Raw genomic sequence first — 15918 nt, 5'->3', positions numbered from 1 at the left:
TAATAATTATTATTATCTATTTAAATTATAATACTTTTGAAATTATTTTAAAGTAGATAAATATAGTAGGATTTATTATATTTACTAAATATATTAATTCTTCAGCATTATACTCTTCCTTACTTTAATATTCTCTACTTATTATATTTAAGTTGAATATGTAGTTAAAAGCTAAAAAGTTTATTGCTGGTTACTTTCTAGCTTTTATTTTTTTACCTTAATATATATTAATTTAATTATTTGCTATTTTATATTATTAAACTATCTATTTCTTCCTCGTTATTTGCCGTTATAACTAATATATCTCCATCAAGAATTACTGTGCTTCCATTTGGTATTATTACCTCTCCATTACGTTTTATCATTACTATAAGAACATCATCTGGTATATTAGCCTCTTTTATTGATTTATCAACTATATCATTGCTTTTCTCTACTGCAACCTCTGTTAAAGTCGTACTCTTTCCCTCTTTATATTCATTAAAATGTTTAAGTTTATTACCTGATAGCACTAATGTATCACCTGGAAGAATTTCTGTTGAACCATTTGGTACAAAGACATCCCCCTTACGCTTTATCATAACAACAAGAATATCTTCTGGTATATTGGCATCCATAATAGTCTTATTGGCAATACTATTATGTTCATCAATTGTAAACTCTATTAACTTTGTACTCTTATCTTCCTTATAATCATTAAATGTTTTTAAAACAGACTCTTCATTATCTATCAAATCAAGTTTTTTAGCCAATCTAGGTATAACCGTTCCTTGTACTGCTACTGAAAATAAAGCTATAAAAAATATTATATGAAAAATATCATTATCTATTAACACTCCATAAGTTTCAGCAAATATTGCAAAAACTATTGATGCTGCTCCCCTTATACCTACCCATGATATAAAAAGTTGTTGTTTTTTAGGTATCTTAAACCAACTTAAAATGCTAAATGTTGCAATTGGTCTTGCTACTAAAATCATAAATATTGAAATTGATATACCTTTAATCATTACTGATGGTATCCTTGATGGGAAAGCCAATAATCCAAGTAAAAAGAACAACATTATTTGCATAAGCCATGATATACCATCGAAAAATTGAAATATACTCTTTTTATGTGGTATTTTACTATTACCTATAATAATTCCTGCTATATAAACACTTAAATATCCATTGCCCATAAAATATTCACTTAATGAATAAGACAGTATTGCTATAGCTGTTATAAATATAGTATAAAAACTTTCTATTTCAAACTTTGAATGTCTTAAAAAATAAACAGATAATTTTGCTAATATAACAGCTACTAATATTGCTACTATAATTTGTCCTAACACCATTGGAATAATATTTCCATAATTCCCACTAGACATTAATTCTAATATTATTATTGTAAGCATGTATGCACATGGATCATTACTTCCACTTTCTATTTCTAATATAGAAGCAATTGATCCCTTAAGATTTAATCTCTGAGATCTTAATATAGCAAAAACAGAAGCCGCATCTGTAGACCCAACTATGGAGCCTATAAGTAATCCCTCTAAAAGCGTTGTTTTAAATACTAAAAAACAAAATATTCCCGTTAGTCCAGCTGTAAAAATCACTCCTATTGATGACATAAATATAGATGGAATAGCCACTGGTTTAGCCATGTTCCAATTAGTACCGAATCCACCATAAAACATAATAAATATCAATGCTATAGAGCAAATCTTATTGGCTAAATCATAATTATCAAAATATATACCAACAACGCCATCAGATCCAAAAATCATTCCAAGAACTATAAATATTAAAAGAATGGGCACTCCAAATTTATATAATATCTTTGTAGAAGTAACACATATTAATAATACTAATGCACTAATAATCATTAATTTAATCATAAATTACCCCCTTTATTAATAATATCTACGTATATTGCTATGAATAAATTAAATAGTGTTACTTTATACTATTCGAAACATTGGTCTACTGAATCTAAAACTAATAAAATTTTTCTAATTTAATATAGTATTAAAAGCTTATAAAAATATTGCATATTCTTATTTAATAAAAAAAGAAATGCATACAAAAATTAATTATATACATTTCCTTTTTTATTAAAGTTTAATTTTAACTATTTATTACATTCTTTATTTCTATTTCTTACTGGTACAAATTCTGAAGTAGTATCATTTGGGTCAATATAAACATAATTACCATTATTATCTTTCTTAAGTCCTAAAGATGCCATTTTCTTTTTAGTATTTTTATATTTTGTACTCATTATATTCACCTCTTAAATCTTATTAATATAATTCATTTTTATATTACCCAATTTAATTCTCTATAATAAGTAATTTAATTTACTAATATTACTTTAATAAATAATAAATTTATTTATATAAATTAGATTATTTTTCACTAAATATATTAATTTGTACCACTTTATCCATATAACTTATCTTTTTTTCTTTGCTTTGCTCAACCATTTTTATTATAAATAAAACTACTATAGTAGATATTAACATTACATAAAGTTTAATATTAACTATACCTTCATATACTGCTAAATTAGCTATTGCACCTGTACAGCCTCCCATAATAGGCGCTATTATTGGTATCCATGAATATTTAAAGTTTGAAGTTCCCTTGCCTGGTATTGGTAATAAAAAGTGAGCTAAACGTGGTCCAAAATCTCTAGCTGGATTTAATGCAGCTCCAGTTACTCCACCAAAACATACTCCTAATGAAAATATTAATCCACCTATAACTAAAGGCTTTGTTCCCACTGAAAATTCATTTCTATCTAAAGTAAAAATTAAAAATACTAATATAAAAGTAATTAAATATTCACTTATGAAATTAGTAATATTATTTTTTATTGCTGGTGCTGTAGCAAATATACTTAATTTCACCTCAGCATCTTCTGTTTTATCCCAATGTGGTAAAAACTGAATATATACTAATAAACTTCCAAACATAGCTCCTAAAACCTGAGCCAATATATAACCTGGAACTAATCTCCACTGAAAGTCTCCAATTAGTGCCTTAGCTATTGTTATTGCTGGATTTAAATGGGCTCCACTTATATCTCCTACAGCATAAACCGCCATTGCAACAGCAAATCCCCATGCTAAATTTATAGCTACACTTCCAATTTTAAATGTCCCTGATTTTTTTAATGAATTTCCCGCTAATATACCACAACCTAAAAATATTAATATTGTTACTCCTATAAATTCTGCTAAAAATACATTCATTAATTTCACCCGCTTTAAAATAATTTTTGCTACTAATTATTTTTGATTTATTCACTTTAAAATTTAATTTTTATTTTTGTTATATATCTCTATGAAATATCTACATAAATTAAGGAATCACTCTGATTTATATCAAAGTGATTCCTTCTTCTGTCTTGGGTCAGTTTTAAAAATATATTAATCTATATTTAAATTCTAAATTTATTCAGCAATCTTTTCTCCATTTGATTGAATAACATCTTTATACCAGTAATATGAATCTTTGCATAATCTCTTCATACTTCCGTTACCTTCATTATCACGATCTACATAAATCATTCCATATCTCTTTTTCATTTCTCCTGTAGTGAATGATACTAAATCTATTATTCCCCATGGAGTATATCCCATTAATTCTACACCGTCATAGTTTACAGCTTTCTTCATTTCTTCTATATGCTTTCCTAGGTAATCTATACGATATGAATCATGGATTTCTTCATTTTCTTCAACTGTATCATGTGCTCCAAAACCATTTTCAACTATAAATAATGGTAATTCATATCTATCATACATACGGTTTAAAGTATATCTTAATCCTACTGGGTCTATTGGCCATCCCCAATCACTAGACTTGATATATGGATTTTCTACAGAGTTTTCTAATGATCCATTTACAGAAACTTCTCCATTATCATTAGTTACACCTGACTTTACTACATTTGACATATAGTAACTAAATCCAATGTAATCTACAGTTCCAGCTTTTAATATTTCTGCATCACCTTCTTGCATTCCTATATCATAGCCTTTTCTTTCAAATTCCTTTAATGCATATCTTGGATAATGTCCTCTTACATGTACATCTAAGAAGAAGAATCTTTCACGCATAGCTTCTTCAGCTGCCATTATATCTTCTGGATTACAAGAGTATGGGTATATTGGAACATGAGAAACCATACAACCAATTTTAAATTCTGGATTTATTTCTCTACCTTTTATAACAGCCTTTGCACTTGCTAATAATTCATTATGTGCTACCTTATATAAAACTGCTCTTGGATCTTCACCTTCTTTAAGAGTTACACCAGAGTTTGTCCATAAGAATAATGGGTTATTAGTATCCATTTGATTATTTATTTCATTAAAAGTCATCCAATACTTAACTTTATTCTTATATCTTTTAAAACAAACTTCAGCAAATCTTTCAAAGAAATCTACAAGTTTTCTATTTCTAAATCCACCATATTCTCTTGCTAAATGTAATGGTAATTCAAAATGAGATAAAGTTATAACTGGCTCTATTCCATACTTTAATAACTCATCAAACACATTATCATAGAATTTAAGCCCTTCTTCATTAGGAGTTAATTCATCACCCTTAGGGAATATTCTTGACCATGCAATTGAAGTTCTTAAACATTTAATTCCCATTCCGGCAAGTAAAGCTATATCTTCTTTATATCTACCATAAAAATCTATTGCTTCATGATTTGGATAAAAAGTATCTTCCATAATTGTTTCAGTTATTTGTCTTGGAACACCATGTGCACCAGCTGTCATTACATCAACAACGCTTGGCCCCTTTCCTCCAGCGTTCCATCCGCCTTCAAATTGATGAGCAGCAAAAGCTCCTCCCCATAAAAAGTCATTTGGTAACTTATTCATAATTATTCTCCTTTATTTCGTATATTTTGTACTTCGTTTTTTACTATGATTGTATACTTAATTCTTTTAGATTAATTATTGCTTTTCCATTTTTAACTTCTTGATCTACACATAATGTGTTGTGATCATAAGAATCACTATTAGTTATTACAACAGGTGTAATTAAAGAATATCCTTCTTTTTCTATAGCACTTCTATCAAACTCTAATAGTAAATCTCCTGCTTTAACTTTTGAATTTGCTGCTATTTTAACATCAAATCCTCTTCCATTCATTTTTACAGTATCCATTCCAACATGAATTAATACTTCTACTCCATCCTCTGATTTTAAACCTATAGCATGTTTTGTTTCTGCAACAAATTCTACAGTTCCATTAAATGGCGCATATACTTTATTATCATTTGGTTCTATTGCTATACCTTTACCCATAGCTCCTGATGAAAATACTGGATCATTAACTTTTGCTAATTCTATTACTTTACCTGCTAAAGGACTTTTTATTTCTCTATTTCCAGCAGTTAAAACTGGATTAACTTCTTCACTCTTAACATTTTTAGCTTCTTTTTGAACATCCTCTACCTTTTCTCCAATACCTACTACTTGAACTAGTATTATTGCACCAAAGAATGATATAGCTGCTCCTAATAACATTCCTATAAATGAACTTGAATTATCTGGAGTAATAGCATTTACAACTGTTAATAATCCTGGAAGACCTGCATAAGCATAGTAAGCTATATTAAAGAATGAACCTACAACTGCACCTACAGCCCCTGCTATACATCCACATATAAACGGTTTCTTAAATCTTAAGTTTACTCCATATATTGCTGGTTCTGTGATACCAAATAATCCTGTAATACCAGCTGATAAAGATATATTCTTTGTTGCCATACTTTTAGCTTTTATAAATACTCCTAAAACTGCTCCTGTTTGAGCTATAACTGCCATAGTTTGGAACGCTTGGAATGTATCTCTTCCGTACATATCATAGTTTGCTAAACACATTGGTGTAACTCCCCAGTGCACTCCAAAAATTACTACTACTTGCCATAATCCACCGATAACTGCTGCTGCAACTGCTGGTGCTAAATCATATAAATAGTTATATCCATTTGCAATTGCTGTAGCTAATCCATCTGATAAAGGTCCTATTGCTAATATAGTAAGTGGAACCATAACTACAAAACAAATTAATGGTGTAAATAAAGATTTAACTACCTCTGGTAATTTCTTTTCTACAAATCTTTCAACATAAGATAATATCCATACTAAGAATAATGGTGGTAATACTGATGATGTATAAGTTGTTTCTGCTAAACTAATACCTAAGAATCTAATACTTTCTCCATCTGCTATTCTTCCTGCTATTGCTGCCCAATCTGGACTTACTAATGCTGCACAACATGCTATTGCAATAAACATATTAGTTTTAAAATGTTTAGATGCTGTAACAGCTATGAATATTGGTAAGAATGTAAATGGTGCCCATGACATAAAGCTTAATACTTCATAAGTACCTGTATTTGAAAATGATGGGTTTACCATATTAATTAATATCAATGTACCTTGTAATATACCAGCAGCTGCTAGGATATATATAAATGGCGCAAACACAGCTGACATTGTTGCAATTATTCTATTTAAAACACTTGCCTTTGGAGCATCTTCTTCTATAGCATTACTATCTAAGTTAAGCTCACTTGCAACCTTATCAAATACTTTTCCTACATGAGTTCCTATAACAACTTGGAATTGTCCTCCATTTTCAACTACTGTTATTACTCCAGTAAGTCCGGAAACCTTTTCTTTTGCTTCATTAGTTGTTTCTTTTAAGACTAATCTAAGTCTTGTGGCACATCTTGATGCTTTAATAATATTATTTTTTCCTCCAACGGCTTCTATTATATCTACCGCTAGTTTTTCATAATCACGAATTGTTTTTGACATTTTTCCAATCCCCCACAACAATATTTTTATACCTTAATAATTAAATTGTATATTCACATTATAATTATACCAGTACAATTTGTCAACAGTTTTTTTGAAAACATTTTCTCATATTTAATTTAAATATTGTTTATGCTATACTGAAAATATAAATATGTTAAGTAGACAAGGGAGTAAAAATGCTAAAATATCAACAAATTGCAAACGAAATAGAAAACTATATTTATAGTAATGATTTTCCACAAGGAACAAAATTGCCTACAGTAGAAAACTTTGCTTCCGACTATAAAGTAAGTAAAAGTACCATTGTTAAAGCTATAGAATCTTTAGTATCTAAAGGAATAGTTTATCAAGTGCAAGGAAGTGGAATTTTTGTTAGAAGAAGAAATCGTAGTGGCTATATAGACCTAAATACAACGCAAGGCTTTACCAGTACATTAAAAGAATTTACTATAACAGCAAAAGTATTAGAATTTGATCTTATACATGCTGATGAAGAAATTGCTGAACTGCTTGAATGTAATATTAATGATGAGGTTTATCTTGTTAAAAGACTTAGATATATAGATGGTAAAATTATGTGCTATGAAGAAGCTTATTATAAAAAAAGCATAGTTCCATATCTTACTAAGGAAATTGCTAAAGGATCAATTTTCGAATATCTAGAAACTGCGCTAAACTTAAACCTAGGATTTTCTGATAGATATTTACACTTGGAAAAATTAGATACTAATATTGCTAATCTATTAGAATTAAATACTGGGGATCCAGCAATGTTTATATTAGAACAAATATATCTATCTTCTGGAGTATTATTTAATGTTTCAAAATTAATTTATAATTACGAAAACACTCAATTTTTCCTTCAATCTTCAACAATGAAATAACAAGTAAATGATTTATTATTACTCAATTACATAAAAATAACCTATAGAATAAGTTATTACTAAACTTTTCTCTATAGGTTATTTTTATTATATATTTAGTTTTATAATGATATTAAGATTATTACTATAAAGTGTTTGGCTATTAATTAAAACTAATAAAAAGTATTTTTATAGATAATCTTTAAATCTTTTTCTACTTAAATAAGTTAAGAATTTTCTCCCATAGTGTTAAACTTTCTTCTGCTGTTTCTGTATATTCAACTTCTTCCTTTTGAATTTCTGGTGTCTTAATAACAAATTGAACAGATTTTACATTTGTATTTTTATTTGATACAAATGATATAACCTCATCTGAATTTCCTGATAATTCATCAACCATATTATTAATTTTATCTGTAACCTGTGTATCTAAATCGCTTGTTTGATTATTTAATTCAGTAGTTCCCTCTGATAATTCAGTAGTTTTATCAGCTAAAGTTTCTGTACCTGAAACTAGTGTCTCTGCTCCACTTTTTAATTCTGAAGTACCATTTACTAATGTTGTTGCTCCATTTACAACTTGTGAATATCCATTAAGTAATGCTTGTACCCCATTTGTATAATCATTAATTCCTTGGTCTAATGCACTATATTCTGTAACTAATGTATTTATAGCAGAAGATAATGTAGACATGTTGTACACTAATCCATTTAATGTAGTTGTAAGATTTTCTATAGCTTTATTAAATTCAGCATATTTTACTTGTAATTCAGTTGCTCCATTTAATAAGTTAGATGTTCCATTAGAAATGGAATTTAAATAACTCTCTGTTCCATACATTACTGCATTATTTCCTTGTAATAATGTTATTAATTGAGTAAATAATTCAATTTGAGTATCAATAGTAATAATTTGTTGGTCTGCTGCTTCTACTCCAGCTGCTAATAATTGTTCTTTATTTGCTTGTAACATAGCAATTTGGTTCTTAAGTGCTTCACTTGTAGAAGCATTACTATTTTGTAATAAGTCAATATCTGCGCCATTTGATAACATTAAATTTTTATACGCTTCATAATTAGCGCTTGCTTGTAAATCAGCTATTCCTTGGACTAAGCTATCAATTCCACCTTGTATAGAAGATGATGCTTCAACTAAAGCTGATATATTTTCTGAAGATACATTAACATCATTTAATGCATCTGAAATTTGATTTAATGCATTTGAAACTTCGCTTGATCCTGATACTAATGATTCTGATTTACTATTTAATGTTTTAAGTGCATCTTCTACTTGTGTGATTCCTGTGTTTAAAGAATTTATTTCTGAATCAAGAGAAGTAATTCCATTATTTAATTCTCCTGCTCCATCCTTTAACGTTACTGTTCCATCACTTAATAAACTCGCTCCTGAATTTACCTCTGATATTGCATTTTGCAGTTCTGTAATATTGTCCATTAATTCTTTATTATCCACATCAACATTAAGATTAAGTTTAACTCCGTTTATAGCTATAGAATCCATTTCAAAATCTTCTACATCTGCTTTTATACTAATTTCTGCACCTTTTCCTGCCAGAATTATATATGATAATTGTTTATCACTACCTACATTTGCAATAGTCGCTCCATCTGTTTTAATATTTTTACATTTATCAGAATCCAACAAAAGTGTTGTTTGTAATGCATAATTCTCAAAAAAGCTTGAATCACATTTTTTATTTTCGCTAATATCTAACTTTATTTCTAAAGCACCACTTTTACCAGCAATTTCATTTGATGTTACTTCTTTACCATCCAAATAATATTTAAGTTCTATATTCCAAGGGATTTCTATATTTTCTAATACTCCTTCATAATATAATTTATCTGCAGAATTAGTTCCTGTAACTTGTCCGTCATTATATTCTAATTCATCAACAGTATTCATATTTCTTATTGAAACATAGTCTCCATAATCCACTACATTTTCATTGTCAAATATATTAACTGCATATGCTCCCTCAACAGTTCCATCATTATTTAAATTTATATATATAACTTCCTCTTTATCTGTATTTACCTTATTTAAATTGTTAGTATCTGCAAAGGCCCATATAGGTGCAATGCTATTACTAGCAATAGTTGCTGCTAAAATCATAGTTATTATTTTTTTCTTTTTCATATAAAAAACTCCCTTCTTACATTTCCTTAACTAGTATTTCTTCATTTACATTTTCATTATTTACATCTTTTTTACCATTTTTAAAATTAGCTTTTATTGTTGTCATTTGAATTGGTTTATCTAATAAATATAAAAGTCCTGGGATTACAAATAAAACTATAACTGTTGATAAAATAGTTCCTTTTGCAATTAATGAACCTAATTGACTTATAATGCCATGTGTTGATATTACACCTAGCAATAAACCTGCTAATGTTAAAATTGTAGCTGAAGTAATAATAGATAAAGAAACAGCTGAAACTGTATTTAATAATGCTTCTTTCTTATTAACCTCTCTTCTATATTCCATATATCTATTAGAAAGTAATATTGCATAATCAACTGTAGCTCCTAGCTGAACAGAACTTATAATTAAATAAGCTATATAATGAAGGTTATTTCCTGCAAAATAAGGTATTCCTAAATTAATCCATATTGCTGTTTCAATAGCTAATACTAAAATTATCGGAATTAGAAGTGACTTAAATGCTATTAAAAGAACAATAAATATAACTCCAATAGCAATTGCATTAACCCTCACATTATCTGCAGTAACAGTGTCCATTAAATCATAAGTACTAACACTTTCCCCTGCCAAGTAATATTTATCTGAATAATATTTTTTAGCTATTTCTCTTATTTCTTCTACTGTATTGAAAGCCACATCACCTTCAAAATCTGTTGATACTGTAATAACCATACGACTATAATTATCTGAAAGTAACTTGCTTAATATGCTTTCATTAACATATTCTGTAGGAACCTCTGCTCCAGCATTATCTACATAAGATATAATTGAAGAAACTTCTTTAATTTCTCTTAGTTCATTACTTAATTTTGTCTCTGTTGCAAAATCACCTCTTGGTACCATTAAAACTAACGTATTTGATTTACCAAATTTATCTTCAATTTTTACTGTGTCGCTCCCTAATTTAGTAGTTTCATTAAATATTTTTGAAGACCCATAATCAAAACTATTTTCAGCTTGTGCTAATCTAAAAGGCACTATAGTAATACTAAATAATATAATCATTGGAATCATAAGTTTATATACAACTTTGGCAAATCCATTAAATTCAGGCACTAAAGATTTATGCGTTGTCTTATCAATAAGTTTGCAAGCATATAAAGTTATTACTGGTAATAAAACTAAAACTGTAATCAAACTAAATACTATTGCCTTAGCCATAACTATTCCCATATCAGGTCCTATTTTAAATCTCATTAATATAAGAGCTGCAAATCCTATAACAGTTGTTATACCACTTGAAAAAATAGAACCTACAGAATTAACACATGCTTTTACCATTGCTTCTTCATTTTCAAATCCCTCTTTTCTGTAATCAGAAAATCTGTGTAATAAGAAAATTGCATAGTCCATTGAAACTGCAAGTTGTAGAACATTTCCTGCTGCATTTGTTACAAATGAAACTTCTCCAAATAAAAGGTTTGTCCCTCTATTTAACATTATTGCTACGCCTATTGTTAACATAAACAGTATTGGTTCTATCCATGATGTAGTAGTAATTAATAAGATACCTAAACAAATAGGAATTATAAATAATATTATTTTACTTACCTCTTTTGTTGTTGATTGTGTTGCTGTAGCAGTATTTACTGCTGCACCAGACATAGAGTTATCATCACCAATTAATTCTCTAATTTCATTTACAGCACTAATTCTTTTATCTTCGCTAATTGTAACTGAAAATAATGCTGAATTATCTTTATAATAATCTTCTACGGTCTTTGAATCTAATGTTTGTATTGGTTTGGTTATATCTACTGCATCATCAAGCCATGTAACTTCTTGTACACCATCGATACTACTTAATTCATCTTTTAACTCTAATGCTTTTGGTATACTTATATCTGATACCATTACTCTAGCATTAGGTATTCCACTTCCAAACTCCTCTTCCATAACTTCTAATGAAGTAGTTGATGCAGAACCATCTGGAAGGTAATCATTCATATCATAATTTACAGATACAAATTTGCTACAAATTGCACATACTATAACTGCAATTGAAAAGATACTAATAATTATTTTTTTATGCTTTACTATTTGTTTAAATAATGCTTCCATTTTGTATCCCCCTTTTTAACTATTTTCTGAATAAATTATATTTTTCAAACTGTTTATTTTCAATTGCCATTCTTTGTATGCTAGTGGTATAATACACACATTAATCATGAATGAGTATTACTTAATAAAAAGTTTAAATTTAAGGGAGTTTTTATGGATAGACGTGTAAAAAGAACAAAAAAAATATTATATGAAGCTTTGCTTACACTTATGCAAAATAAAGCCATTAATAAAATAACTGTAAAAGAATTAACAGAACTTGCTGATATAAATAGAAAAACCTTTTATCTCCACTATACTGATATATTTGACATGATTGATCAGATTAAAGAAAATATACTTTTAGAATTTAATGATATAATATCAAAACATAAATTCACTTCTGAAACCAAAGAAGATTTATATTTACTATTAAATGAAATTATAATTTTTATAGATACCAATTATGACATCCTATCTATATTATTAGGACCTCATATAAATGCTGATTCTAACTTTATATATAAACTTAAGATAATAATGAAAGAACGATGCATTGATATTTGGAGTAATATATTCCCTAATGGAAACTTAAAAAATTATGATTATTTTTACTCCTTTGCCTTTTCTGGCTTTATTGGATTAATTCAAAATTGGATTTCTTTAGAACGACAAGACTCTATAGAATACTTAACTAAGCTATCTAATGGAATTCTTAATACTTGTAGTATTATTTTAAATCAACCAGAATTGGACTAGTTAAATTCAAACAAAAAGTGATGATATTACTATAAAGTTATATCATCACTTTTTATATAAAAATTAATTTAAAATCATAAAAAACTAATTAGTTATACTCTTATTTTTTTTTAAACATTATTTCTATTTTAATTTCTTTAATCCTTTTAATCTTTTTGTAAATTTACTTAAGTAAGCAGTTACCCAATATGGTACAAATAAATATACTATAAATACTATAACTGTATATGCCCAAGGCATTGACTTATATAATGTATAAGCAAGTGGAATTGGTATATTAGCTGGCTTTTTAAGCATCATCAGATTACTTCCACAATAGTTATTTAATACAAATGCTATTAGTGCAAAAAATAAAAAATATTTAACATAACTTTTATATAATTGCTTATTTAATTTTATATCCAACTTATAAAAATACAATATTCCTATATAAATCATCATAGTATGAAAAAACATGCTATATATAGAAAGATAATGTCATGTAGGATATATTGTTAATGCTGTTGCTGGGAAAACTAAGTATGTTGCTCCTGCTATCATTGATGCTCCTGCAAGAAAACTATCACCCATTCTTCTCCATTTTCCCTTTCCGTAACCACTTAACCATAATGAGTAAATAAATATACCACAATACCACATTGGAAACCATGCATTTATCCAAGTATAACCAAAGTAAAAATTAAAACCTATCTGTATACCTTCAAGAATTGTAATAATAATTGCAGATACTCGAGTTATTTTTTTTACTTGTTTTTCATCAACATTCCTAGAAATAACCAATAATCCTATCAATAAAATTATACTTAATCCTAATAAAATCATGTGTCCATATGTGAACATACCACAAGGCTCATAAACTTTTCTTGGTGTCCAAAATTGATTTAATATATTCTCACCCTCAAATTACATTTCTACAAAATAGCTTATCTTATATACGTAGCTCAAGGTAAAAACTATTTTTTCATATTAATTATAGTATGTTTAACAATACTTCTTTGATATAAGGTATTACAAAAAATAATAATATGCAATTTGAAGTATTTTATATGACATCATCTAGGAGATAGTTCATATTTTACATTTTATTGCTTTATTAAATTCAATATTATTTTATTCCCCTACAACTATATTCTCATTTTTTGCATTGCTTATTAATGTTAAGTTATGTTTTTCTCTTATAATATTTTCTATTTTTAGGGCCACCTCTGGATTTTCCTTTAAGTAAACTTTAGAATTTTCCCTACCTTGCCCCAATCTTATATCTTCATATGCAAACCATGCTCCACTCTTTTGAATTATTCCTGCTTCAACAGCTATATCTATTAAATTACCTTCTCTAGAAATTCCTTCATTATACATTATATCAAATTCAGCTTGTTTAAATGGTGGAGCTACTTTATTCTTTATTACTTTTATTCTAGTTCTACTTCCTAAAACAGTATCTCCAACTTTTATTGTATCAATTTTTCTTATATCTAATCTTACAGATGAATAAAACTTAAGGGCTCTTCCTCCTGCTGTCGTTTCTGGATTTCCAAACATAATTCCTATTTTCTCTCTCAATTGATTTATAAATATTACTACGCATTTAGACTTATTAATTGCCCCAGTAAGCTTTCTTAATGCTTGTGACATCAATCTAGCTTGTAATCCAATATGTGAATCTCCCATTTCACCTTCTATTTCCGCTCTTGGAACTAATGCTGCAACAGAGTCAACTACTATTACATCTATTGCATTCGATCTTACAAGAGCTTCTACTATCTCTAGTGCTTGCTCTCCCGTATCAGGTTGACTAACTATTAATTCATCTGTATTAACGCCTATCTTTCTTGCATATGATGGATCTAATGCATGTTCAGCATCCACAAAAGCTGCTACTCCACCTAATTTTTGTGCTTCTGCCACTATACTCAATGTAACAGTTGTTTTTCCTGAAGACTCAGGTCAATATATTTCTATTATTCTCCCCCTTGGAACTCCACCAATCCCTAATGCTATATCTACTGCTAAGCAACCAGTTGATATAGCTTCTATATTCATTATTGTATTTGATCCAAGTCTAACAATAGATCCTTTTCCATACTGCTTTTCTATCTGGTTCATAACTAATTCTATTGCTGCAATCTTATTATTATCAATACCCATTTATTATCATCTCCATTTTGATTGATTTTTTAATTATGCTCATTTTTATTTAAATAAAAAATGCGTTGAACCAACGGCAAGTGGTATGACCGTTGGTACAACGCATTGACTTTTAAAGTATAGCATATTTTTTTCAATTGATGTAATACCATAATTTTAGTTTTAATCTTTTTATTGTTTTTAGATTGTTTATATCTTAACTTTATTCTAAGTATCAATAAGAAATATCTACTCATACATATTTTCAGGTATAAGTTTCACTCACCAAATCAATATTTGGAGTCTTGCTTACTAAAGATTCATTTTAATATATTAAATATTTACACTATATACTTTCTAGTACATCTGGAATTCCTATAGTGAATCTACTACCTTTATTAATCTCACTTTCAAGTCTAATATATCCATGATGTAGTTCAACTATATATTTAACAAGAGTAAGACCTATACCACTACTACTTGTCTTCATAACTTCTGTACCTTCAACTTGTGAAAATCGTTTGAATATAAACTCTTGATCTTCTTGTGATATTCCTATACCTGTATCTTCAATTGTTATCTCAATATTATTTTTAAGTTCCTTAATATAGACTCTAATTTCTCCACCTTTATCAGTAAACTTAACTGCATTACCTAATAAATTGATTATGCATCGTTCTATTTCAACTTCATCACAGGATATAATTTTCTCCTCCATATCTGGATCAATTATAAGAGATACTCCTTTTTCTTCTATAAATTTACTCATATTAAGAGCAGCTTCTTCAACTATATATACTATATCATTATTTTTTTTATTTATTTTATATTTTCCACTTTCTATCTTTGAAGTATCTATAATATCATTTATTATTTTTAATAAATTATCACAATTTTTACTTATAATATTCATATAATCTTTAAGTTTATCATATGCAATATTTTTACTAAGTGAATTTATTAATTGTACAGTTGTGGTCTTATGTCAATATTTTGGACACAAAAAGTCAAACTTTTTTATGCTGCACTTCTAGCTAATAATTCACATTGAT

12 protein-coding genes and 1 pseudogene are annotated in these 15918 nt (G+C 27.9%); 2 read left to right on the top strand and 11 right to left on the bottom strand.

Going from position 1 to position 15918, the window contains the following annotated elements; genetic code table 11:
* Positions 1-248 precede the first annotated feature (248 nt).
* The 5 genes from LPC13_RS10740 to LPC13_RS10720 all read right to left on the bottom strand — a co-directional run bounded on the left by LPC13_RS10740 (position 249) and on the right by LPC13_RS10720 (position 6846).
* Positions 249-1889, bottom strand: coding sequence for a potassium/proton antiporter (locus LPC13_RS10740; RefSeq protein ID WP_005209738.1), 1641 nt, complete (start codon positions 1887-1889; stop codon positions 249-251).
* A gap of 233 nt (positions 1890-2122) precedes the next feature.
* A complete protein-coding gene (locus LPC13_RS10735) occupies positions 2123-2272 on the bottom strand; it encodes a hypothetical protein (protein ID WP_005209737.1) in 150 nt (49 codons plus the stop codon).
* 127 nt (positions 2273-2399) lie between these two features.
* Positions 2400-3257, bottom strand: coding sequence for an MIP/aquaporin family protein (locus LPC13_RS10730; protein WP_320414756.1), 858 nt, complete (start codon positions 3255-3257; stop codon positions 2400-2402).
* A 192-nt stretch (positions 3258-3449) separates the two neighbouring features.
* A complete protein-coding gene (locus LPC13_RS10725; protein WP_195245155.1) occupies positions 3450-4895 on the bottom strand; it encodes a 6-phospho-beta-glucosidase in 1446 nt (481 codons plus the stop codon).
* A gap of 43 nt (positions 4896-4938) precedes the next feature.
* Complete coding sequence (locus LPC13_RS10720; RefSeq protein WP_040418341.1) at positions 4939-6846, bottom strand: beta-glucoside-specific PTS transporter subunit IIABC; 1908 nt, start codon at positions 6844-6846, stop codon at positions 4939-4941.
* 179 nt (positions 6847-7025) lie between these two features.
* Between LPC13_RS10720 and LPC13_RS10715 the strand changes: the two genes are divergently transcribed.
* The gene (locus LPC13_RS10715) at positions 7026-7733 is read left to right on the top strand and encodes a GntR family transcriptional regulator (RefSeq protein WP_195245154.1); all 708 of its coding nucleotides are present in this window, start codon (positions 7026-7028) and stop codon (positions 7731-7733) included.
* Between the two features lie 193 nt (positions 7734-7926).
* On the opposite strand, the gene LPC13_RS10710 is transcribed toward LPC13_RS10715, so the two are convergent.
* Positions 7927-9873 (bottom strand): GumC domain-containing protein, encoded by a 1947-nt coding sequence (locus LPC13_RS10710; protein ID WP_005209726.1) that lies wholly within the window; start codon positions 9871-9873, stop codon positions 7927-7929.
* 16 nt (positions 9874-9889) lie between these two features.
* Complete coding sequence (locus tag LPC13_RS10705; RefSeq protein ID WP_005209725.1) at positions 9890-12001, bottom strand: efflux RND transporter permease subunit; 2112 nt, start codon at positions 11999-12001, stop codon at positions 9890-9892.
* 153 nt (positions 12002-12154) lie between these two features.
* On the opposite strand from LPC13_RS10705, the gene LPC13_RS10700 reads away from it, so the two are divergent.
* Entirely contained in the window at positions 12155-12739 is a 585-nt protein-coding gene (locus LPC13_RS10700) for a TetR-like C-terminal domain-containing protein (protein ID WP_005209724.1), read from the top strand.
* A 123-nt stretch (positions 12740-12862) separates the two neighbouring features.
* On the opposite strand, the gene LPC13_RS17255 is transcribed toward LPC13_RS10700, so the two are convergent.
* From LPC13_RS17255 to LPC13_RS10680, 4 genes and pseudogenes are all read right to left on the bottom strand, one after another.
* Complete coding sequence (locus tag LPC13_RS17255; protein WP_455423676.1) at positions 12863-13204, bottom strand: hypothetical protein; 342 nt, start codon at positions 13202-13204, stop codon at positions 12863-12865.
* Between the two features lie 12 nt (positions 13205-13216).
* Complete coding sequence (locus tag LPC13_RS10690) at positions 13217-13579, bottom strand: hypothetical protein (RefSeq protein ID WP_051040629.1); 363 nt, start codon at positions 13577-13579, stop codon at positions 13217-13219.
* Between the two features lie 270 nt (positions 13580-13849).
* A pseudogene (gene recA, locus LPC13_RS10685) lies at positions 13850-14887 on the bottom strand (recombinase RecA).
* A 325-nt stretch (positions 14888-15212) separates the two neighbouring features.
* Positions 15213-15779: a sensor histidine kinase gene (locus LPC13_RS10680; protein ID WP_005209715.1), complete on the bottom strand. Its 567-nt coding sequence runs from the start codon at positions 15777-15779 to the stop codon at positions 15213-15215.
* Positions 15780-15918 lie beyond the last annotated feature (139 nt).

Source organism: Clostridium celatum (assembly GCF_021412605.1).
Classification (GTDB): domain Bacteria; phylum Bacillota; class Clostridia; order Clostridiales; family Clostridiaceae; genus Clostridium; species Clostridium celatum.
This window is presented reverse-complemented; position numbering and strand designations above follow the sequence as displayed.

Excerpts from the sequence above, each read along its gene's own strand:
- LPC13_RS10700 (WP_005209724.1), top strand. The coding sequence starts at position 12,155 with ATGGATAGACGTGTAAAAAGAACAAAAAAAATATTATATGAAGCTTTG.
- LPC13_RS10710 (WP_005209726.1), bottom strand. The coding sequence starts at position 9,873 with ATGAAAAAGAAAAAAATAATAACTATGATTTTAGCAGCAACTATTGCT.
- LPC13_RS10735 (WP_005209737.1), bottom strand. The coding sequence starts at position 2,272 with ATGAGTACAAAATATAAAAATACTAAAAAGAAAATGGCATCTTTAGGA.
- LPC13_RS10720 (WP_040418341.1), bottom strand. The coding sequence starts at position 6,846 with ATGTCAAAAACAATTCGTGATTATGAAAAACTAGCGGTAGATATAATA.
- LPC13_RS10690 (WP_051040629.1), bottom strand. The coding sequence starts at position 13,579 with ATGTTCACATATGGACACATGATTTTATTAGGATTAAGTATAATTTTA.
- LPC13_RS10725 (WP_195245155.1), bottom strand. The coding sequence starts at position 4,895 with ATGAATAAGTTACCAAATGACTTTTTATGGGGAGGAGCTTTTGCTGCT.
- LPC13_RS10715 (WP_195245154.1), top strand. The coding sequence starts at position 7,026 with ATGCTAAAATATCAACAAATTGCAAACGAAATAGAAAACTATATTTAT.
- LPC13_RS10680 (WP_005209715.1), bottom strand. The coding sequence starts at position 15,779 with ATGAATATTATAAGTAAAAATTGTGATAATTTATTAAAAATAATAAAT.
- LPC13_RS10740 (WP_005209738.1), bottom strand. The coding sequence starts at position 1,889 with ATGATTAAATTAATGATTATTAGTGCATTAGTATTATTAATATGTGTT.
- LPC13_RS10705 (WP_005209725.1), bottom strand. The coding sequence starts at position 12,001 with ATGGAAGCATTATTTAAACAAATAGTAAAGCATAAAAAAATAATTATT.